The organism is Myxosarcina sp. GI1 (assembly GCF_000756305.1).
In the GTDB taxonomy this organism is placed as follows: domain Bacteria; phylum Cyanobacteriota; class Cyanobacteriia; order Cyanobacteriales; family Xenococcaceae; genus Myxosarcina.
In genome coordinates this window covers 207,439-229,187 of the sequence record NZ_JRFE01000017.1, presented here as the reverse complement: position 1 = coordinate 229,187, position 21,749 = coordinate 207,439, and the positions used below count along the sequence as shown (strand labels likewise).

The window sequence follows — 21,749 nt, the reverse complement described above, 5'->3', positions numbered from 1 at the left end:
AACAAAATTTACATATTAAGTCTTTTAATTTGAGCGAGCGATTTTTGATAGTCATCCAAATTGTTTTGCGCTTTCCAAATTAAAGCTGCTTTCTCAAAATCATTAATAGCTAGCTGTTTTTCTCCGATAGCCAAATGTGCATAACCTCTATTCCAATAGATTTCTGCTTCTTCTGAATCAGGATCTATTTCCAAAGCTCTATTATAGTAATGCAAAGCTTGTGAGGCATTATCTTTAGAGGCATAGGCATTACCAAGGAAATAATTGGCTGTAAAGAAGTTAGGATTTATTGTAATTGCTTGCTCCAAGTCTTTAATACTCTCTTCTATCCTCCCCAAATTTAATTTAATTGCTCCTCGGCTATAGTAAGCATCGCAAGATTCGGGTCTAATTATTATTGCTTGGTTAAAATCTTCGAGTGCTTCTTCCAATTGTCCTCTTTTAAAGAATAAGTTACCACGATTGTAATAGGCACTATAATTGTGCGAATCTAAAAAGATTGCTTTATTGAGATCGGCAAGTACCTCATTTTGATTATTTAATTTAATATTGATTTTGCTTCTGTTGAGGTACATAGTAGGGTTGTTAGGTAAAATTGCTACTATCTTGTTACACTCAACAAGTGCTTGCTGCCATTCATTTTTATGGAGATATATACCCACTAGAAACTCGATCGCCCGAATATTGTTCGGTTCGATACGTAGCAACAACTTAAGATCTTCGCTCGCCGCTTCCAAATTACCTGCTTCAAAACTAAGCATACTTCTCAATTCGTATCCCTCAGATTCCTCTGGTTTAATTTGAATAGCTTTGGTAAAGTCTGAAAATGCTTTTTGTGTATTTCCAGTTTTAGCGTAGGCAATACCTCTATTAATATAAGCTTTAAAATCAGCAGAATCTAAATTTAAGACTTGTGTATAATCTTCAATTACTTGGGGATAATTTTCTTGTTCTAAATGAAGATGTCCTCGTCTGCGGTAAGTTTCTATATCGTCATAATTGAGCCTGATTATATAGTCTAAGTCAGCAATTGCCCCTGAAATATCTCCTAATTTTTGTTTTACTCTACTGCGATTTTCATAGAGGGCTACATCTATATCTTCTCGCTTGAGTTCGATCGCTCGGTTCAAAGATTCTAAAGATTCTTGCATCCTACCGAGTCGATAACAAATTTCGCTTCTGTGATTATGAGCAGCTACAAAATCTGGTTTGGCTTGTAGAACACGATTAAAATCATCTAAGGCTTCTGACAATAACCCTAGCTCTGAGTAAAGTACGCCTCTATTTTGGTAAACTTCAATATCATCAGGATTTAGTTGTACTGCTTTATTCAAGTCCTCTAACGCTCCGTTTCGATCGTTATTGTGGTAACGAGCAATGCCTCGAAGTCTGTAGACTAAAGCATTGTTGTTTTGAGAAGATATAAGGCGATCGCAATCAGCGATAACCTGTAGATAGCGTTCGAGATATGTATTGCATAAAGCTCTTACAGTTAATACTGGCATTTGGTCGGGATCTAAGGCAATAGCTCGGTCGAAATCTGCTACCGCTCTCTCGAAATTCTGAAATATATAAAACACAGCACCACGATCGAGGTAGCTTTCGGCATCATGTGGTTGGGAAATTAGAACTTGTCGAAGCTCGTCAGGGAATTGAAAATCTTTATCTAACAGTTCGGGATTAATTTGTAAGACAGATTGTAAATCTTTAATAGCTGCTTGAAAATTACCTAAAGTGAGATTAATCTTGAGGCGAGCGCTTAAAGCTTCTGCGTCGTCGGGTTTGAGCCGCAGAACTTGTTCTAGATCCCTCAAAGCGGCTTCTAGGTTTCCTTGTTTCCAAAGTATTCTGCTTCTATTTTCATATGCGGCAACGTAGTTGGGATTTAGTTCTAGAGTGCGATTAAAATCAGCAATTGCTTGTTCGTAGTTGCCAAAAGTAACATATACTCCGCCACGATTACAGTAAGCTTCAGCAGAACTAGGGTCTAAAATTAAGGCTCTATTGAATAGATCGAGAGCTGGTTCGTATTCTTCTCTAATAAAGGAAACAAGACCACGCAAATTGTATAGAGTAGCATCATTTTGATTTAGAGCGAGAGCTTTACCACTGTCTTCCCAAACGCCCTCAAAATCGCCTAATGATAGACGCAGTATAGCTCTGATTTTATAACTTTCAAATGAATCTGGTTGTAGCTCTAATCCGCGCTCTAAGTCTGACAAGGCAGCCAGCACTTCTCCCTGTTCCATTCGAGCCAGGGCGCGAAATTCATAAACTTCAGTATCGTGGGGAGTAAACTCAATTGCCCGATTAAAATTTGCAATGGCTTCTGTAAAATTATCGAGAAGTAAATAAGCGTGTCCTCGTTGTTTGTAGACTTCAACCAAATTAGGATTTAATAGTAAAGCTCGGTCGAAGTTTTCAATTGCTCCTAAAAAATCTTTTTGTTCGAGTTTTTCTAGTCCTTGTTGGTAAAGAGTTTCGGCATTTGCTGATGTCATTTTTGTAGCTTTTAATTTTAAATATTCAATAAATTCAGTCAAGCGATGAAATGTTTGCTTCCCCAAAAATAGAGTTATCTGTCAAACCTATTGCAGAGAAAACTAAAGTATCGTTCTGTTATAGAATTCCCCAACAAGTCTCAAAAATGGTTGATTTTAAAAAAATTTTAGGAAAATTTAAATGGTGTTGTTGACATTTACATAGTCATCCATTAAATGCTTCGTTTGCATTTGTATTCAAGAATATAAAAATCGCTGCGATCGACTCTACGATTAAAGGCGATAATGGGATTTTGCCTAAATATTAAGTAACTAATAGCTATCTGGAGAGTCTACAACTATATGTCTTACACGATTGAGGCGGTACTCAATTCAGCAGAAAAAAGCGATCTGCGCGAATTTATTAGCGAATTGGAAGCTTCCGACAAAAGATATTTATTGCGTAACGATATTCTGAATGCTTTTCATAAATTTTGTCAGCAAAAAGACGATCCGCAATTTGAGTCTAGTTCGCGCCTGGGTAAGTTAATTTATTACACTCAGGAAATTATTTTAGATGAAGAAAGCATTTGCCTGATTATCAGACCCAAAATCGCCCAACAAGAAGCCTATCGCATTTTTGACGATCTGACTGTCGAACCGATCTCAATCCCTCAGCTATTAGACATACGCGATCGCTTTGTAGGTCGCCATCATCCTGAAGAAGGTGATGTTTTTGAAATTGACTTTCAACCTTTTTACGATTATTCGCCAATTATTCGCGACTCTAAAAACATTGGTAAAGGGTTGCAGTATCTCAATCGTTTTTTATCCAGCAAACTCTTTCAAGACCCGAACCAGTGGCTAGAGGCTCTGTATAATTTTCTTCATATTCATAGATACAATGGCGTTACTCTATTGATCAATGGTAGGATTGCCAATCGCCACCAGCTATCCGATCGCGTCAAGCAGGCTTTAAACTTTGTTGGTGAATTACCAAGCGATAAACCTTTTGAAGAATTTCACTTCGATCTGCAAAACTTGGGTTTTGAACCTGGATGGGGTAATACCGCAGGACGAGTTAGAGAAACTTTAGAAATTTTAGACGAACTGATCGACTCTCCAGACGATCGCGTTTTGGAAGCTTTTCTCTCACGCATTCCAATGATCTTCCGTATCGTTTTAGTGTCAATTCACGGCTGGTTTGCTCAAGAAGGTGTATTGGGTCGTCCTGATACGGGGGGACAGGTTGTATACGTTTTAGACCAGGCTCGAAGCTTAGAAAAACAGCTAAAGGAAGATATTACCCTGGCTGGCTTGGATAGTTTTAAAGTTAAACCTAAAGTAATTATTCTCTCGCGTTTGATACCCAATAATGACGGCACTCGCTGTAACGAAAGGTTAGAAAAAGTACACGGCACCGATAACGCCTGGATTTTGCGCGTTCCCTTCCGCGAATTTAACCCCAACATGACCCAAAACTGGATTTCGCGGTTTGAAATATATCCTTATTTAGAGACTTATGCGATCGATGCCGAAAAAGAACTTTTTGCCGAGTTTCAATCTAGCCCAGATTTAATTGTAGGCAACTATTCCGATGGCAATTTGGTGGCATTTTTGTTGGCGAGAAGATTAAAAGTTACTCAATTTAATGTCGCTCATGCTTTAGAAAAATCGAAATATTTGTTTAGTAACCTTTACTGGCAGGATTTAGAAAGCACCTATCATTTTTCTCTCCAGTTTACTGCCGATATTATCGCCATGAATGCCGCTAACTGTATCGTTAGCAGTACCTATCAAGAAATTGTCGGTAGACCCGATAGCGTCGGACAATACGAATCTTATGAAAATCTGACCATGCCCGACCTCTACCACGTAGTCAACGGGATCGAATTATTTTCGCCAAAGTTTAATGTCGTTCCCCCGGGAGTTAACGAAAACGTCTATTTTCCCTATACGCGACATGAAGACCGCGTACCTAATAAGATCGAGAAGCTAGAAGAACTGTTATTTACTGCCGAAGACCCAGAGTTTATCTATGGCAAACTCGAAAATCCCAACCGCCGTCCACTATTTTCGATGGCGCGACTAGACCGCATCAAAAATCTTACGGGTTTGGCAGAATGTTTCGGTCAATCACCAGAACTACAGGAACGCTGTAATTTAATTTTGGTTGCGGGTAAAATTCACACTTCTGGTTCGACGGACAACGAAGAACGAGAAGAAATTGAAAAGATGTATCGCATTATCGAGCGGTACGACCTCTATAGCAAAATACGCTGGTTGGGTATTCGTCTGCCCAAAGTCGATTCGGGAGAAATTTATCGGGTAATTGCCGATCGCCAGGGGATTTTCGTCCAGCCTGCTTTGTTTGAAGCGTTTGGTTTGACTATTCTCGAAGCAATGATTTCTGGTTTACCTACTTTTGGCACCCAGTTTGGTGGACCTCTAGAAATTATTCAAGACACAGTTAACGGATATTATATCAATCCTACCAATTTAAAGGAAACCGCTCAAAAACTGCTTGATTTTATTAGCAAATGCGATCGCGATCCCAGCTATTGGCAGCAGATTTCGGATAAAGGGATGGAACGAGTTTACAGCACCTATACCTGGAAAATTCATACCAGTCGCTTACTATCTCTGGCTCGAATTTACGGCTTTTGGAACTTTACCTCTAGCGAAAAACGCGAAGACTTACTGCGCTATATCGAATCGCTATTTTATCTAATTTACAAACCAAGAGCTAAGGCGTTGTTAGAAGAACATTGGCAACGGTAAAGAAGGCTTTAAGCTTTAGGCTTTAGGGAACAGGCAAAAGACAATGAGCAATTATCATTTAACATTTATCGTCTGTAGTGCTCAATGTTCATTGTTCATTGTTCTCTGTTCATTGCTGAATGGCTGACTTATTTTACGACTTTTGTTCATTTTAGTGATAAGACAGTAGGGCGGTATTAGGCAATTTTCAAGTGAGGTAGATTAAATTATGTTTGACTGTATTATTGTTGGTGCTGGTCCTGCTGGAGCGAGTGCGGCTTATCAACTGGCGCAAAAACAGCATTCGGTTTTAGTAATTGACAAAGCTGCTTTTCCCCGTAATAAATCCTGTGGTGGTGGTGTTTCTCCTGCGATCGCCAAGTTATTTGATTTTGATTTTGCTCCCGTTATCGAGCGTACCGTTTCTAAGGTGAAATACACCTGGAAAATGGACGATCCAATGGAAATACAGCTAAGAAACATTAGCCCCATGTGGATGGTACAGCGCGATAAGTTCGATAACTTTTTAATCGATCGCGCTAAAGAAAAGGGCGTTGAGTTTAAAGACAATTTGGAAGTAACAGGAATTGAGTTACAGGGAGATAGTTGGCAGGTTAGCACTAGCAATGGCAATTTCTCGGCTAAGTATTTGATTGCTGCTGACGGTGCTAATAGTAAAGTTGCAGAATGGTTGGGTTATGCTGCGGCGCAAAAAGTTCCTGCTGCCAGTTTGGAAGTTTCAGGGGAAGTGAGCGATCGCCGTTCGGATATGGCGTTTTTTGACTTTGGTTCGCTAAAAAATGGTTTTATGTGGTGTTTTCCCAAAGCCGATGGCTATACCTTTAGCGCGGCATTTGTGCGCGATCGCCAGGGCAAACCCGAAGAACTCAAACAGCAGCTTAATAACTATGCTGCCAAGTTTGACTTAGATACATCAAATGCTGAATATCGCGAACACGAAATTAATCTGTGGCAAGAAGATCGCCCCTTACATAGCGAGCGCGCCTTAATTATTGGTGAAGCTGCTGGTATTGTCGATCCGTTAATTGGGGAGGGAATTCGCCCCGCGATGTTTACGGGTGTTGCTGCTGCCGAGGCAATCGATAAAGCCTTAGCTGGTGATGCTGAAGCTTTGGCGCAGTATAGCGAAACTATTAAGCAAGAATGGAGTTCGGATCTGGGTAAAGCACAGTTTTTAGCCAATATCTTTTATAAAGCACCCAAACTAGCATACAAACTAGGTTTGAAACGCTCTAGTGCGGGGCAATTGATGGGTAGAATTCTCTGCGGTGAATTAACCTATTCTGAAGTTGCGGCGATCGCAACTAAAAAATTGAGATTTATTCCTGGTTTGGGGTAAATAAAAAGTAGCGAGTAGCAAGTAGCAAGTGGTAGCTCGAAATTGAACGGTCATAATTTTGATAATAAAGAGATCGCATCTTTGTAGGGTGGGCAAACGCTCGCAACATTCAATAGAGATTTTACTGTAGAGCTACATTGCCCACCTTTTTTTATAAAATTTTAAAAAATTAATTTAACCCCACAGCATCACCGTAGGGTAGGCATTGTCAAACACTTTAAAGGTGACGAATAATCATCTGATGCTTACCGCGATCGCATTTTAATGCTAACAATCGGTTATTTGGTGGGCAAAGAGTTATCCCCAAGCGATAATTGACTCTGCTGATTGTTTGCCCACCCTACAAGGCTACAAGGCATGGTCGAGGCTTCAGGTTCGAGAGATGTAAAAATATTTACCCCATAGGGCATTCTCTAATTGAAGTGATCGCTATACCCAATCATAATGCCCAACTATCGAAGACTGTATATTCCAGGTGGCACCTATTTCTTTACTATAGTTACTTATTGTCGCCGACCTTTGTTTAAAGATCCTCAAAACATTGAAATTTTACGTATGGCAATCGCTAAAATTAAGGATAAAAAACCTTTCAAAATATTAGCGGCGGTAATTTTGCCAGACCATCTACATTTCCTGTGGCAATTACCTCCTGACGATGCTGATTATTCTCAACGAATATCGAGAATGAAAGTTTTATTTACTCGTGCTTACAAAGCTAAAAACTTTTCAAATCTCGAACTTTCGGCATCTCGTCACAAACATCGCGAAAGTGATGTCTGGCAACGTAGGTTTTGGGAACATGCGATCGCCGATGAAACAGATCTGCAAAAACATTTAGATTACATTCATAATAATCCCGTCAAACATAAATTGGTTTCTTGTCCTCATTTGTGGCAATATTCTAGCTTTGATCGCTGGGTAAAACGAGGCAGATATCCAGCGAATTGGGGTTGTGTTTGCGATCGCTTTTCCGTTTAAACATGGATTATTGATGGGTAGGGTGGGCATTACTAACTACTTGAAACGTGACGCATAATTTTCTTAATGCCCACCGCAATTAAAATTTAATGTCGATGATTGGTTGATTTGGTGGGCAAAGAGTTATCCCTGAAACGATAATTAACTCTGATAATTATTTGCCTACCCTACTAATTTTGCCCACCCTAATGACTAATAACTTAAAAAAATTTGACAAATTACCTAAAGTTTACCTCTACGAATAAATCGCCTCTCTCAGTGTCTGGCGCATCACTTCTACTGGTACGGGTTGCTGTAGCCAAATCTCTAAAGCTGCCGCTCCTTGCATAACCAGCATTTCTAGCCCATCGATCGAAACTGCACCATTATCTTTGGCAAGCTGTAAAAACTTGGTCGGACTAGGATTATAAATCAGGTCGTAGGCGATCGCATCTGGTTTTAACTTCTTCATTGCTATAGCATCTACGGGTGAATTATCTACATTAGGAGACATACCTACTGGTGTTGTGTTAATCAACAGATCGGCAGCAGGAATTAAAATATTTAAATTATCTAAGTAATGAATTTTTAAAATAGAACTAATTTCGGGTATATTCTGCCAACTTTGATAAAATTGCGCCAATTTTTGATAATTGCGCCCCACGACGTGAATTTCTGGGCAACCGAGTTCTGCAAGACCTACTATTACCGCTCTAGCCGCACCGCCATTACCTATAACTACAGGATTAACATTGCTCCAATCTCGCGACATAGCTTTTAAAGGAGCGATAAAGCCAGTGACATCGGTATTGGTACCGCTCCAACCTGTTTCAGTACGCCAGACGGTATTAACCGCACCTACTTTTTTAGCAGTAGGAGAGATTTCATAGAGCAAAGGCATCACTGCTGTTTTGTGGGGAATAGTGATATTAAACCCAACTAGATCGATCGCCGCAAATCCTGCTAATGCTGTCTGTAAATCTATTGCTTTTACTGGTAGAGGTAGATAAACATAGTCCAATCCCAACTGCGCGATCGCCGCATTGTGCATTACTGGCGAACAAGAATGTTTGACTGGATCGCCAATTACTCCTAACAGTTGGGTGGTTCCTGCGATCGATTGTTTTATACTCATGTATCTTAAAACAGTAAAAATAAAGCGATCGAACTAAAATATTGGTAACATTTTTAGGCGATCGAACTCAGGGAACAACTATGTTGGTTTCTTTTCCCAGATCGAAACTATCATAGCTAATGATAAAGACCCATAATTGACAATTTACAGCTAACACCGATCAATGTCCCATCCTCTCTATGTCGCTTTTATTTGGCATCAACATCAACCCCTTTATAAATCACGCGAAGCAGTAGGCACAGACTCTTGGGGACAATATCGTTTGCCCTGGGTGCGCTTACACGGAACTAAAGATTATCTCGATTTAGTCTTGCTGCTGGAACGCTATCCAAAGCTGCATCAAACCGTAAACCTGGTTCCCTCTTTAATCTTGCAGCTAGAAGACTATGCCGCAGGTGAGGCGATCGATCCCTATTTAGCTTTGGCTTTAACCCCAGTAGCAAAGCTTACAATCGAACAAAAGCAGTATATCATCGAGCATTTTTTTGATGGCTACTACCACACCTTAGTAGAACCCCATCCTCGCTATAACCAACTCTATCAACAGCGACAGGAAAAAGGGAAACCCTGGTGTCTGGAAAACTGGAAAGGTCGGGACTATAGCGACTTGTTAGCGTGGCATAATCTAGCTTGGATCGATCCGTTATTTTGGGACGACCGAGAAATTGCCGCCTGGTTGAAAAAAGGCAAAGATTTTACTTTAAGCGATCGCCAGCGTATTTATTCCAAACAAAAAGAAATTATTCGTCGCATCATTCCCCAACACAAAAAAATGCAGGATGCAGGACAGCTGGAAGTTACCACAACTCCCTACACCCATCCGATTTTACCTCTACTTGCCGATACTAATTCTGGTCGCGTAGCAGTACCCGAAATGGCGTTGCCGCAGATGCGTTTTCAGTGGGAAGAAGATATACCCCGTCATCTCAGCAAAGCCTGGGATATGTATTTACAGAGATTCAACCGAGAACCATATGGGCTATGGCCCTCAGAACAATCTGTCAGTCCGACAATATTGCCCTACATTAGCAAGCAGGGTTTTAAGTGGATTTGTTCCGACGAAGCCGTACTCGGTTGGAGTATCAAGCACTTCTTCCATCGCGACGAAGCAGGTAACGTTTACGAACCAGAACTACTCTATCGTCCCTATCGCTTGGAAACCGAACACGGCGATTTGTCAATTGTGTTCCGCGATCATCGTCTGTCAGATTTAGTTGGCTTTACCTATAGCGGTATGAATCCCCGTCATGCCGCATCGGATTTAATCGGTCATTTGGATGCGATTGCGCGATCGCTAAAATCCCATCAAGGTAATCCCGAAGCCGCTTTAGAACAACCCTGGCTAGTAACCATTGCTCTCGATGGCGAAAACTGCTGGGAATACTATCAGCGCGACGGCATACCTTTTTTAGAAGCTCTGTACGAACGTCTGAGCAAAGATGAAGACATCAAGTTAGTAACCGTCAACGAATTTATCGAACAGTTTCCCCCTAGTGCAACTATTCCTGCCGAGGGACTACATAGCGGTTCCTGGGTAGATGGCAACTTTACTACCTGGATTGGCGATCCTGTCAAAAATCGTGCCTGGGACTTGTTAACTGCTGCTAGAGAAGTATTAGCACAACATCCCGAAGCTACAGAAGAAAACAACCCCGAAGTCTGGGAGGCTTTGTATGCTGCTGAAGGTTCGGATTGGTTCTGGTGGTTTGGTGAAGGACATTCTTCCAATCAAGATGCCATGTTCGATCGCCTGTTCCGCGAACATATCTGCGCCATCTATCGCGCTTTGAATGAACCAATTCCCAAAAATTTATATCAGTCAGTAGATGTTCATGAAGCTAGAGGCGATCGCCAGCCTTTAAGCTACATTCATCCAATTATTAACGGGAACGGAGACGAGCAAGATTGGGACAGAGCGGGTAGAATCGAAATTGGTGGTGCTAGAGGCACTATGCACCGCAGCAGCACAGTGCAGCGACTTTTTTACGGTTTGGATCACCGCAACTTTTATTTCCGTCTCGATTTTAAATCTGGTGTTAAACCTGGGGAAGATTTACCAGGAGAACTGCATTTATTCTGGTATTATCCTAATGTAATCAAACACAATAGCCCCGCTTCTCTGTCTGGTTTACCCGACGAAGCACCATTAAATTATCAGTTTCACCATCATCTGGGAATCAATCTAATTACCGAGTCGGTTTGGTTAGAAGAAGCCGAAGAACATTATACCTGGCATACTCGTGCGTGTCGTGCCGAAGCAGTGTTTGATAAATGCTTAGAAATTGCCGTTCCCTGGGCAGATTTGCACATCGAACCAGACTATCCCCTACATATTCTTGCTGTTTTTGCCGAGCGTGGTGAGTACCGCAGCTATGTGCCAGAAAATAATTTAGTGACCTTGCAAGCTCCATAGCCTGCTTTTTAGCTGGTAATAGCAATAAATAAAAATATGAGGTGTGTTTTTCTCTCTAGCCCTCGCTTGATTGTCAAACACGCCTTTTGATATTTTTATTTTTTAAAGATTTTAAAGAATAGATAAATAAGTCAATCTTAACTTAATTTAACTATAGGCATTAGGCTTACTTTAATACTTTAGTGGTTAGTGGTGTTTGCATTTGAGTTAAAGAGCGCTCTGTTACCATTCGATCTCAGTTATTCTGTTCGCCTCGCTTTTATAAAAAAAGTTTTTTATAATGTTTTTGAATATTTGTCAACTGACTTGAGATAAATATTAAGCAAAAATTCGAATATAAGGATTTTTTTTACATTTTTTTACATTTTTTTAATAATTAGTGATAGACTCTATTGTGTAAACTTGCTTTAATAAAATAGTAAATCAACAAAAGTAAGTCATTTTTTTCCCAAGCTTTTAGCCGATTAAATGATTAGTCTTAACTCGAGGAGTATTTTTTTCAACTATGACTATGTGCAGATACTCATGGTAAGGGAAATATGCTTAAATATATCGGGATCGAAAAATTTAACAAGCTAAAAAGCTTAACAACAGTACTTTTTTGAGGATAATTATTTTTTAAAATTTAGCCAGGCAACCCCCATATTTATGTGTCGCAGGGAAAAACGCTCGGCTAAAAATTGGAAACCAGCGAGCTGCTAGATATGCAGTCAGAGATATTGCCATTAATGCTAATGGTTATATTTTTAATGCCGCAAAAATTTGTACCTATGTTGAAACAATGTATTTATTGTTACGACTACAGCAAATAAAATCTACGCAAGCACGCTAGTGAAAGTTAAATCTGCAAAATAATTTTGTAGTAAGTTTAGTTGTGTTTATTTCGAGAAAGTAATGAGTCAAATTGAAGCCAAGTTTGTAGCTACAGACAATAACTTTCGCGTAGAAGGTTATGAAAAGATTGAGTACGATCTTCTGTTTGTAGAAGGAGTATTCAAAGTAGAAAATACGGAAATAGCCGAAAGCTATCGTAAGTTCGGACGCTGTTTAATGGTAGTAGATGCCAACGTGTATCAGCTCTATAAAAAAGAGATCGATGCTTACTTTCAGCATTACGACATCGAACTAAAGGTATTCCCCATCATCATTACCGAACTCGATAAAAGTATGCGGACATTAGAAAAAATTGTCGATGCTTTTGCCGATTTTGGTTTGGTACGTAAAGAGCCAGTTTTGGTAGTTGGCGGTGGTTTGATTACCGACGTAGCGGGTTTTGCCTGTGCGGCATATCGTCGTAGCAGCAACTATATTCGCATTCCTACAACCATGATAGGTTTGGTGGATGCCAGCGTTGCCATTAAAGTGGCAGTCAACCACAAAAAACTCAAAAATCGCCTCGGTGCTTATCATGCCTCGAAGCAAGTAATCTTAGACTTTTCTTTCTTACGCACCTTACCTACCGCTCAGGTACGTAACGGTATGGCAGAGTTAGTCAAGATTGCCGTAGTCTCTCATAATGAAGTATTCGAGCTATTGGAAAAATATGGCAAACGACTACTAGAGACTCGCTTTGGCTATCTCAATGGTGATGAAGAGATTAAAGAAATCGGACGCAAAGTAACCTACAAAGCAATTAAAAAAATGCTGGAGTTGGAAGCACCTAACTTACACGAACTCGATTTAGATCGGGTAATTGCTTACGGACATACCTGGAGTCCTACTGTAGAGCTTACTCCCGAAGTACCTTTATATCACGGTCATGCGGTTAATATCGACATGGCACTGTCGGCTACGATCGCAGCAAGACGCGGCTATATTACCGAAGCAGAACGCGATCGCATCCTCCAGACAATGAATAATATTGGTTTGGCTTTAGACAATCCCTTATTAGACATCGATCTGTTGTGGAAAGCCAGCGAGTCGATAACTCAAACTAGAGATGGTTTGTTGAGAGCGGCAGTACCAAAACCCATTGGTACTTGTTACTTTATTAACGATCTGTCTAAAGAAGAGTTAGAAGAAGCCTTAGCCGAACACAGACGCATTTGCGCTGACTATCCCGATGCAGGGTTAGGTACGCAAGTGTACATGAACGAAGGTAAAGAAGATGCAGAATTAGAATTAGCAGGGAGCATTTAATTGTGGTGAGTACAGCAGCAAAAAAAACTGCTAGACCAGTTACTCCTTTAGGAATTCTCGTCCAGCAGCTAGAACAAATCCTCAAGTTAGCAGAAACCGAAACGGTTTCCACCGAACTCAAGACATCCTTAATCCAAGCATATCATCTAGCCGCAGGTATCGACCCCTATCTGGAAGACTGCACTACTCCCGAATCTGAAGCTTTAGCTAACTTATCTCAGAAAACTCAACAAGAGGACTGGAGCAAACACTTTAGTGACGGTGCGACGGTACGCGCTTTAGAACAAGAGATGCTGTCGGGACATATTGAGGGGCAAATGCTGAAAATGCTGGTATCCCTTACCAAATCCAAACGCGTCTTAGAAGTAGGGATGTTTACGGGCTATTCCGCTCTGGCGATCGCTGAAGCTCTCCCTGATGATGGTTATGTAGTAGCTTGTGAAGTTGACGACTATGTAGCAAAATTTGCGATCGACTGCTTTGCTGCTTCTCCTCATGGAGAAAAGATTAAGGTCGAGGTAGCACCAGCCTTAGAAACCATGCAGCAATTGCTAGAAAGAGGTGAGTCATTTGATTTAGTGTTTATAGATGCAGATAAAAGCGAATATATCGACTATTTTCGTCTGCTCTTAGATACCAAATTGCTCGCTCCCGATGGTTTTATCTGCGTAGACAATACCCTACTGCAAGGACAACCATATCTATCAGCAGACAAGCAAACCACTAACGGCAAAGCGATCGCTCGTTTTAATCGTTTTGTCGCTGAAGATCCGCGTGTCGAACAAGTCATGATTCCTTTGCGTGACGGATTGACCATCATCAAACGCAAGTAAGAGATTACTCCGCCGACTTCGCAATGCGAAGGCGAATTGCTTCAGCGATTGACAGAGCCTGCTCTGACCGTTGGTAAGTACCACAAAATAAAGAGCCAGGGTAACAGAAAAAAATCCGCTCTCTTTATCCTGCTCTTTACTTTCTGCTTCCTATTTTGTTAAAAATATGGCACAAATACTATTTGTTTCGGGACAGGGGACAGCTTCGGCAATAGTCAAGAACCTTGGCACTTTGTTCTTATTATTACTCTTACTTCCCTTTAATCTAGCAGTAGTTTTTTTATCTTTAATTTGGAGTATCTTTACCACTCCGTTTCGCCGCAGAAACATTGGCACTAACGAGAAGAAAAGAATTTTGATTACTGGTGCCAAGATGACTAAAGCCTTACAGCTAGCCCGCTTTTTTCATCGCGACGGACACGCAGTATTTTTAGTCGAAACCCATAAATATTGGCTGTCGGGACATCGCTTTTCACGTGCGGTTAAAGGCTTTTATACTGTACCAGTGCCCGAACAAGACCCAGAAGGCTATTGTCAGGCATTACTAAAAATAGTCAAACAAAATAATATCGATCTGTTTATTCCCGTTTCCAGCCCCATCGCTAGTTATTACGATTCTTTAGCCAAAAAAACTTTAGAACCATATTGCCAAGCCATTCATCTCGATCCAGAATTAACCGAGATTTTGGATGACAAATATGCCTTTTGTTCTAAAGCTCGCGAACTTGGTTTGTCCGCACCTAAAGTATTTCGCATTAGCGATCCGCAACAGATTCTCGATTTTGATTTTGACAGCGATGGTAGCAGATATATTCTTAAAAGTATTCCTTACGATTCGGTGCTGCGCCTCGATCTAACTAGATTGCCCTTTGAGGGAATGGAAGGTTTTGTTAGAAACTTACCTATTAGTGAAGATAAACCTTGGGTAATGCAAGAGTTTATTCGCGGTAAAGAATATTGCTTTCACGCTACCGTACGCAATGGCAAAATTAGACTGCACTGCTGTTCCGAATCTTCTCCCTTTCAAATCAATTACCAACAAGTAGATAACCCCGCTATCTATCAGTGGGTAGAAAAGTTTGTCAGCGAACTCAACTTAACAGGACAGGTTTGTTTTGACGTAATTCAAGCAGCAGATGGCAAGGTTTATCCCATTGAGTGCAATCCCCGTCTGCATTCGGCTATTACCATGTTTCACGACCATCCTGGAGTAGCTAAAGCTTATTTGACTGATGGCGAACCTGGAGAAGAACCGATTACTCCCTTACCTGACAGCAAACCAACCTACTGGACATATCATGAGTTGTGGCGACTGACTGGAATAAGCTCTTTGTCCGAACTAAAAGCCTGGTGGCATAAAGTGACGACGGGTACGGACGCAATTTTAGATCTAGACGATCCGTTGCCTTTCTTAATGCTTCATAACTGGCAGATTCCCCTGTTACTTTTAGATAACCTCCGCCGCCTCAAAGGTTGGGTCAAAATTGACTTTAACATCGGTAAATTAGTCGAACTAGGCGGAGACTAAATTTTGTCAAACAAGGTTAAAACGAAATAATTTTTAAGTCGATGGTTGAACTGTTGCTTGACTACTAACTATTAACTACTAACTACTAACAAAAATAAATAATGGTATCGACTGTATCTAACTCCAAAACCGCAGCCAAACAAAAAGTTTTCGATTTAATGTTAACTTTTGTTAAAAGCAAATGTCTTTATGTCGCTACTCGCTTGGGTATCTTCAATATCCTTGACAATGAAGGAGAACAAAGCGTAGAAAGTCTGGCTAGCAAAACCGATACTAATGCAGAAAGACTTTACTTTATTCTCCGCGCCTTAGCTCATGTCGACGTTCTAGAAGAAAAGCCAGAAAGAGTTTTCGCACCTACGGAAGTATCGTCCTTATTGGTAACTAATAAAGAACCTTCGGCAGGACATTTGGCAATGCACCTCATCGAACCCGCCCAGTGGGATGCCTGGCGAAGTTTGCCAGAAGGTTTAAAGCAAGGGGTAGTTCCTTTTGAACTCGCCAACGGCAAAGGAGTTTACGACTATTGTCGCGATAATGAATGGAGTGGCGACACCTTTATTAAGGCGATGAGCTTTTTAACTAATTCGCAAGTCGGCGGTTTGCTCGATGCCTATGACTTTAGCCAATACGATACGGTTATGGATGTCGGTGGCGGACAGGGTGGATTAATTTCTCACATTGTCAAGCGTTATGGCTGCAAGGGAATTTTATTCGACGTGCCTTATGTAGCAGAAACCGCTAAAGCTTATATTGCCAAGCAGGGACTAGATCCCGATGCCATTGAAATTAAAGTAGGAGATGTGTTTGAGGAAATACCTCAAGGTGCGGATGCGATTGTCATGAAGCACTTTATCTCGGCTTGGAACGATGAAGACGCTTTAAAAATTTTGGAAAACTGCAAACGCGCCCTACCAGCACACGGTAGAGTAATTTTATTACAGTCTTTTGTTCCCGATATCGACGAACCTAAAGTGGAAGCCGATGGCATTATGCCTGGGATTTTTGCCGTACAAATTAACGTCGCTACTCCTGGCGGTGGCTGGCGTACCAAAAAGCAATTTCAAGAGTTGTTCGAGCAAAGCGGTTTTAAATTAGAAAAAGTAATCAAAACCGATAATAGTCTTTCGGGTATGGAATTTAGCAAACAGTAAACCATTAACTCGTTGTGAGACAAGAAAATAAGAAAGAAGAAAATAGTTGTTAAATTAAGCTACAACATCTTCTTCCCTCTTCCCTCTTCCCTCTTCCCTCTTCCTTCTTCCTTTCTAACAATGTCGATCGCTCTTACTTTTATCGCTTTTTTGCTGTTGTTTACCGTAGTGGGTATCTACTCGGTAACTCAAAAGCAAGATACAACTGCTGACTATTTACTAGCTGGCAGAAAGGTCAATCCCTGGCTGGTGGCACTATCAGCACTGTCGACTGGTCAAAGTGCCTTTTTGTTTACGGGACAGGTAGGATATGCCTATACTCAGGGTTTATCGGCGATTTGGTTGGCGATAGGTTGGGCAATTGGCGATTATTTCTCTTGGCTACTGGTTTTTAAACGATTGCGCCTAGTTTCTGAAACTTCTAATTCAGAAACCGTTCCTGCTTTTCTGGCACAGAAACAGCAGGGCTATCGCTGGATTGCGATTGTTTCGGCTTTAATTACCATTGCTTTTTTGGGTTCGTATGCCGCAGCGCAACTACTGGCAGGAAGTAAAGCCCTCAACAGCCTGTTTGGTTGGAATTACTCTTGGGGAATTATTATTGGCGCGGTTGTTGTCGTCGCTTACTGCTTTTCTGGCGGAATTCGCGCCTCGATTTGGACTGATGCCGTGCAGACGATAGTGATGATCGCTGCGTTGCTGATTTTGTTTGTGGTGACTATTGTAGAAGGCGGTGGAGTTGCAAATATATATAGCAATTTAGGACAGATAGATGCAAATCTGGTCAGCTTATTTCCTTCCGATTTGGCCTGGGGATTTTTGCCCTTTTTCATCGGCTGGCTGATAGCAGGATTTGGCGCGGTGGGACAACCTCATATTTTAGTTCGGGCAATGGCGATCGATTCTGCTAATAATATGGGCAAAGCGCGAGATATTAGGACTATTTGCGGCATAATCACCGCTTTTACGGCTATAGCTATTGGTTTGACAGGTAGAGTCTTGTTACCAAATATTAACGATCCAGAATTAGCACTACTCGATCTCTCTGTAGACTTATTACCAGGAGTTTTGGTAGGAGTAATGCTAGCGGGTTTGTTTGCGGCAACTATTTCTACTGCCGATTCGCAAATCTTATCCTGTTCGGCAGCTTTAACTCAAGATTTGTTCCCAGGGTTGGCTAAATCCTATCGCTACGCTAAAATTGGCACTTTAATAGTTACGGCTATTGTTTTAGCGATCGCGCTAATTAATAACGACAGCGTATTTAATCTAATTACCTTCGCCTGGTCGATTTTGGCTTCTGGTTTGGGAGTTTTATTGATTATACGAGTGTTTGAAAAACCGATAACTACACCTGTGGCGATCGCCGTAATGATAGCAGGAATTGCAGGTGCTTTAGTTTGGAAATCGGTTTTAGGCTTATCAGGTGCGATGTACGAAGTTTTACCAGGGATGGCAATAGGATTTTTAGTTTATGCTGTGGCGAGTCTGTTTTTAGGCTCTAAAATGCAAAGAGAGTAGAGTAAATTTTTGCTTAGAAAAATTTTTGCCACCAAACTTCTTCACCTACTGGTTCTTCGCGATCGTATTCTTTATCAAAATTCTTACTATTTGTTTCTTTTAGCAATTCTTTGAAGGTATATTTCTGTTTTTTTAAAAGTGAAAACGATGTTGTTATCATTTACATCGATAGAATTTGACATGATTGTCTTGTTCAATTTGATTTGGTTATATCAAAAACCATTTAGCTTTTTATTGCCAGTCAAAAGTAGTCAAAGTAAAAAATCTAATTTTACACTCTTAAAATCTTCAGAAATTTTATTGATTTAATCGATAAAATTTCACTGCCGTTTCTCTCTGTTATATTTTTTAATTATTAAAACAAGCGGCGTTAAGTGCATTTGGCAAAAAACGCCGCAATACCTAGCTTTTAATTAACTTATTAGTTAGCGCCGTCAAAACAACTGCGTTAATTCTGAAGAAATTAAGAAAGTTGATTCTTCACTCAAGAGATGAATTTGAGAATTGCTCGGATTATCAAAAGCAACTACAAGTTCGTTATCAGAAACACCAGCTATATATTTACTTTTATCTAAGTATTCATAAAGTGTTTCTTGACGATAATCAATGTTGCCATCTCCATCATAATCAGCTTCGTAAACGCTAGTTAGTTGATTGCCCCATTTGTCATAGGTATTCGTGGTTGAATAGCGATAATCAATGTTACCGTCTCCATCGTAATCGGACTCAGAAACGCTAGTTAGCAAATTACCTCGTTTATTGTAGGTGTTGGTAGTTGAATACAAAGAATCAATATTACCATCACCATCGTTATCAGATTCTGAAATGGTAGTTAGTTGATTGCCCCGTTTATCGTAGGTATTGGTAGTTGAATTACGATAATTAAAAAGACCATCGCCATCGTAATCGGATTCATAAACGCTACTTAATTGATTACCTTGTTTATCGTAGGTATTGGTAGTTGAATACAAAGAGTCAATATTGCCGTCTCCATCACTATCAGATTCCGAAATGCTAGTTAGCAGATTGCGCCGTTTATCGTAGGTATTGGTAGTTGAATTACGATAATCAAAAAGACCATCGCCATCGTAATCGGATTCATAAACACTACTTAATTGATTACCTCGTTTATCGTAGGTATTGGTAGTTGAAGAACGAGAATTAATGCTACCATCTGCACCATCGTCATATTCGTAAACGCTACTCAGCAAATTGCCACGTTTGTTGTAGGTACTGGTGGTTGAAGAACGATAATTAAGTAGACCGTCTCCATCATAATCAGATTCATAAATGCTGGTTAGTTGATTGCCTCGTTTATCGTAGGTATTGGTAGTTGAATACAAAGAGTCAATATTACCATCGCCATCGTAATCAGATTCATAAACGCTGGTCAGTCGATTTCCCTTTTTGTCGTAGGTGCTGGTGTTTGAGTAGCGAGAGTCAATGTCACCGTCTGCGTCATTGTCATATTCAGAAATGCTGGTTAGTTGATTTCCCTTTTTGTTGTAGGTATTCTTAGTTGAATACAAAGAGTCAATATTGCCGTCTCCATCACTATCAGATTCCGAAATGCTAGTTAGCAGATTGCCTTGTTTATCGTAGGTATTCTTAGTTGAATACAAAGAGTCAATATTACCATCACCATCATTATCAGATTCTGAAATGGTAGTTAGTAAATTGCCTTGTTTATCGTAGGTATTCTTAGTTAAATAGCGAGAATTGGAAAGATTGTCCCCATCATAATCAGATTCCGAAACGCTAGTTAACAGATTGCCTTGTTTATCGTAAGTATTGGTAGTTGAATAGCGAGAGTCAATGTCACCGTCTGCGTCATTGTCATATTCAGAAACGCTGGTTAGTTGATTTCCTTTTTTGTCGTAGGTGTTAGTAGTTGAATAACGATAATCGATATTGCCATCTCCATCGTTATCAGCTTCGTATACGTTTGTTAGTTGATTACTATTTTTATCAAATGTGTAAACATTTAAATAGCGAGAATCAATGTTGCCATCTGCATCATAATTAATGCTTGTAGAGATAGTTTGAGATAAGGTTTTCATTTTTTCTTCTCTTTTTGTCTAAAAAAAAGAGAAGCTTTTTCGATTAGTACGACCAAGTTTTGAATTTATGTACTAATTTTATCAACGACAAATTTATCGAAATTTTTTGCACATTTAAGCCACTGTAAATAAATTTTTAGCAAGTTTATCCTTTTATTAGCTATTAAGAGAATTGTTTTATAAGTGGATTAAATGTCCTAATTAGATGAAAAGCAATGATTTGGTCTAATAAATTCGATCTTAGCTTTCTTTTTTTTTGCTTTTTAACAATTTGATACTTTTTCGAGCTAGTTAATTAAGCAGTTAATTAACTACATTTGTATTCTACATAAAACTACTTGAAATCAATCGTGTGTTTTATAATATGTTACAAAAATTATAAATATTTCAAGATGCGATCGCTATATTGAACGCGGTCATTGAGACAACCTGAATTCTCTAATTTGTAGCGATCGCGCTTTACACATTGCGATTTTAGATTAAAGGTTTTAAATCTGGTTCTACCCATTGCAGCCTTGCCGTTTTCGACATCAATCTATCTTTGCTGTAGTATTCAAATAGAAAAGATTTATCTCCGTAGCGACTAGCTCATTAGCAAGTATATCGAGCGATCGCTTCGTTTCTATCTGTTGGACGAATTTATCAATTAGCCAGACATAAAAACGAGTAATTGTCTCGTGATATCCCTGAGTCTCTGTATTGGCAACTCCACAGACGACGTTATATTCCTTAATACTCTGACGTAATTTTTGCAGCGAATCACCAGGAGAATAATGTAGCAAATGCCATAAACCCACTCTCAGATGAGCCTCGTGAGTCCACTCTGGTTTAGGTAGCGTACGAGATAAAAATGCTGCGACCAATAGCTCTGTTGATGAGTACATAAGACTGAGATTGGATCTGTATTTTTTAGTTTAGATGCAATCTCAGTAGGGGTATTGTTTACTAATTACAATTGAAGATAATCTCACAATATTAAATGAAGATAAATGTGCGGCGATCGCCAACAAATAGCAGAAGTTACAAGAACTCGATTCTCTAAATTGAAAACAAACGTAAGCTGGTTAAAAATTATGGCGTTGCTAAATCAAGAAAAACAAGATTTGTTATTTTGAGTTCTTTTTAGAAAAAATTGTCGGTATGCTTAAAAAACTCGCAGCAACCATACCTCCACAGGCTCCTATGCCCATTTGAACTATTACTTCTTCAGAGGAACTCTCTCGACTTTCCATATTATCGATCGCTCCTACTACTGCGCCTATAGTCCCCATTATCAAGATAAAGATGTAGGTTTTTGCTACTGAAATATTTTGACTTTTGCGGTTATTATTTTGCTTCATTACGACAGTAAATTTCAATGCACTTAAAAGGTAAAGTACCCACTGACGAAGATTTAAGCATCAATTTCA

15 protein-coding genes are annotated in these 21,749 nt (G+C 40.0%); 9 read left to right on the top strand and 6 right to left on the bottom strand.

Translation table 11 applies throughout. The annotated features are described in order from the left end of the window. Nucleotides 1-8 precede the first annotated feature (8 nt). Nucleotides 9-2,501, bottom strand: a complete 2,493-nt coding sequence (locus tag KV40_RS13865) for a tetratricopeptide repeat protein (RefSeq protein ID WP_156114036.1) — start codon at nucleotides 2,499-2,501, stop codon at nucleotides 9-11. 342 nt (nucleotides 2,502-2,843) lie between these two features. Between KV40_RS13865 and KV40_RS13860 the strand changes: the two genes are divergently transcribed. From KV40_RS13860 to KV40_RS13850, 3 genes are all read left to right on the top strand, one after another. Then, nucleotides 2,844-5,261: a sucrose synthase gene (locus KV40_RS13860; protein WP_036482419.1), complete on the top strand. Its 2,418-nt coding sequence runs from the start codon at nucleotides 2,844-2,846 to the stop codon at nucleotides 5,259-5,261. Between the two features lie 208 nt (nucleotides 5,262-5,469). Further along, nucleotides 5,470-6,600, top strand: a complete 1,131-nt coding sequence (locus tag KV40_RS13855) for a geranylgeranyl reductase family protein (protein WP_036482416.1) — start codon at nucleotides 5,470-5,472, stop codon at nucleotides 6,598-6,600. Between the two features lie 444 nt (nucleotides 6,601-7,044). Continuing rightward, nucleotides 7,045-7,578: a transposase gene (locus KV40_RS13850; RefSeq protein ID WP_052055627.1), complete on the top strand. Its 534-nt coding sequence runs from the start codon at nucleotides 7,045-7,047 to the stop codon at nucleotides 7,576-7,578. A 235-nt stretch (nucleotides 7,579-7,813) separates the two neighbouring features. On the opposite strand, the gene KV40_RS13845 is transcribed toward KV40_RS13850, so the two are convergent. Then, on the bottom strand, nucleotides 7,814-8,692 hold the full coding sequence (locus KV40_RS13845; protein ID WP_036482413.1) for a shikimate dehydrogenase: 879 nt from the start codon (nucleotides 8,690-8,692) through the stop codon (nucleotides 7,814-7,816). Between the two features lie 163 nt (nucleotides 8,693-8,855). Here KV40_RS13845 and KV40_RS13840 point away from each other — a divergent pair, with 163 nt between their 5' ends. The 6 genes from KV40_RS13840 (at nucleotide 8,856) to KV40_RS13815 (ending at nucleotide 18,280) form a co-directional block, all read left to right on the top strand. Beyond that, a complete protein-coding gene (locus KV40_RS13840; RefSeq protein WP_036482411.1) occupies nucleotides 8,856-11,105 on the top strand; it encodes a glycoside hydrolase in 2,250 nt (749 codons plus the stop codon). 894 nt (nucleotides 11,106-11,999) lie between these two features. Next, nucleotides 12,000-13,244 carry a sedoheptulose 7-phosphate cyclase gene (locus KV40_RS13835; protein WP_036482409.1) on the top strand — a complete coding sequence of 415 codons (1,245 nt, stop codon included), beginning with the start codon at nucleotides 12,000-12,002 and terminating at the stop codon, nucleotides 13,242-13,244. A gap of 2 nt (nucleotides 13,245-13,246) precedes the next feature. After that, nucleotides 13,247-14,077 carry an O-methyltransferase gene (locus tag KV40_RS13830; RefSeq protein WP_253274259.1) on the top strand — a complete coding sequence of 277 codons (831 nt, stop codon included), beginning with the start codon at nucleotides 13,247-13,249 and terminating at the stop codon, nucleotides 14,075-14,077. A gap of 166 nt (nucleotides 14,078-14,243) precedes the next feature. Beyond that, nucleotides 14,244-15,605, top strand: a complete 1,362-nt coding sequence (locus KV40_RS13825) for an ATP-grasp domain-containing protein (protein ID WP_036482405.1) — start codon at nucleotides 14,244-14,246, stop codon at nucleotides 15,603-15,605. 101 nt (nucleotides 15,606-15,706) lie between these two features. Then, the gene (locus tag KV40_RS13820) at nucleotides 15,707-16,759 is read left to right on the top strand and encodes a methyltransferase (protein WP_036482403.1); all 1,053 of its coding nucleotides are present in this window, start codon (nucleotides 15,707-15,709) and stop codon (nucleotides 16,757-16,759) included. Between the two features lie 120 nt (nucleotides 16,760-16,879). After that, nucleotides 16,880-18,280: a sodium/proline symporter gene (locus KV40_RS13815; protein WP_036482400.1), complete on the top strand. Its 1,401-nt coding sequence runs from the start codon at nucleotides 16,880-16,882 to the stop codon at nucleotides 18,278-18,280. Nucleotides 18,281-18,293: 13 nt separating this feature from the next. Here KV40_RS13815 and KV40_RS34905 read toward each other — a convergent pair whose 3' ends face one another. From KV40_RS34905 to KV40_RS13800, 4 genes are all read right to left on the bottom strand, one after another. Further along, complete coding sequence (locus KV40_RS34905; protein ID WP_156114035.1) at nucleotides 18,294-18,440, bottom strand: hypothetical protein; 147 nt, start codon at nucleotides 18,438-18,440, stop codon at nucleotides 18,294-18,296. A gap of 274 nt (nucleotides 18,441-18,714) precedes the next feature. Beyond that, the gene (locus tag KV40_RS13810) at nucleotides 18,715-20,340 is read right to left on the bottom strand and encodes a hypothetical protein (RefSeq protein WP_036482397.1); all 1,626 of its coding nucleotides are present in this window, start codon (nucleotides 20,338-20,340) and stop codon (nucleotides 18,715-18,717) included. Nucleotides 20,341-20,870: 530 nt separating this feature from the next. Beyond that, the gene (locus KV40_RS13805; RefSeq protein ID WP_052055626.1) at nucleotides 20,871-21,224 is read right to left on the bottom strand and encodes a hypothetical protein; all 354 of its coding nucleotides are present in this window, start codon (nucleotides 21,222-21,224) and stop codon (nucleotides 20,871-20,873) included. Between the two features lie 222 nt (nucleotides 21,225-21,446). Further along, entirely contained in the window at nucleotides 21,447-21,680 is a 234-nt protein-coding gene (locus KV40_RS13800) for a hypothetical protein (RefSeq protein WP_036482394.1), read from the bottom strand. Between the last annotated feature and the right edge of the window lie 69 nt (nucleotides 21,681-21,749).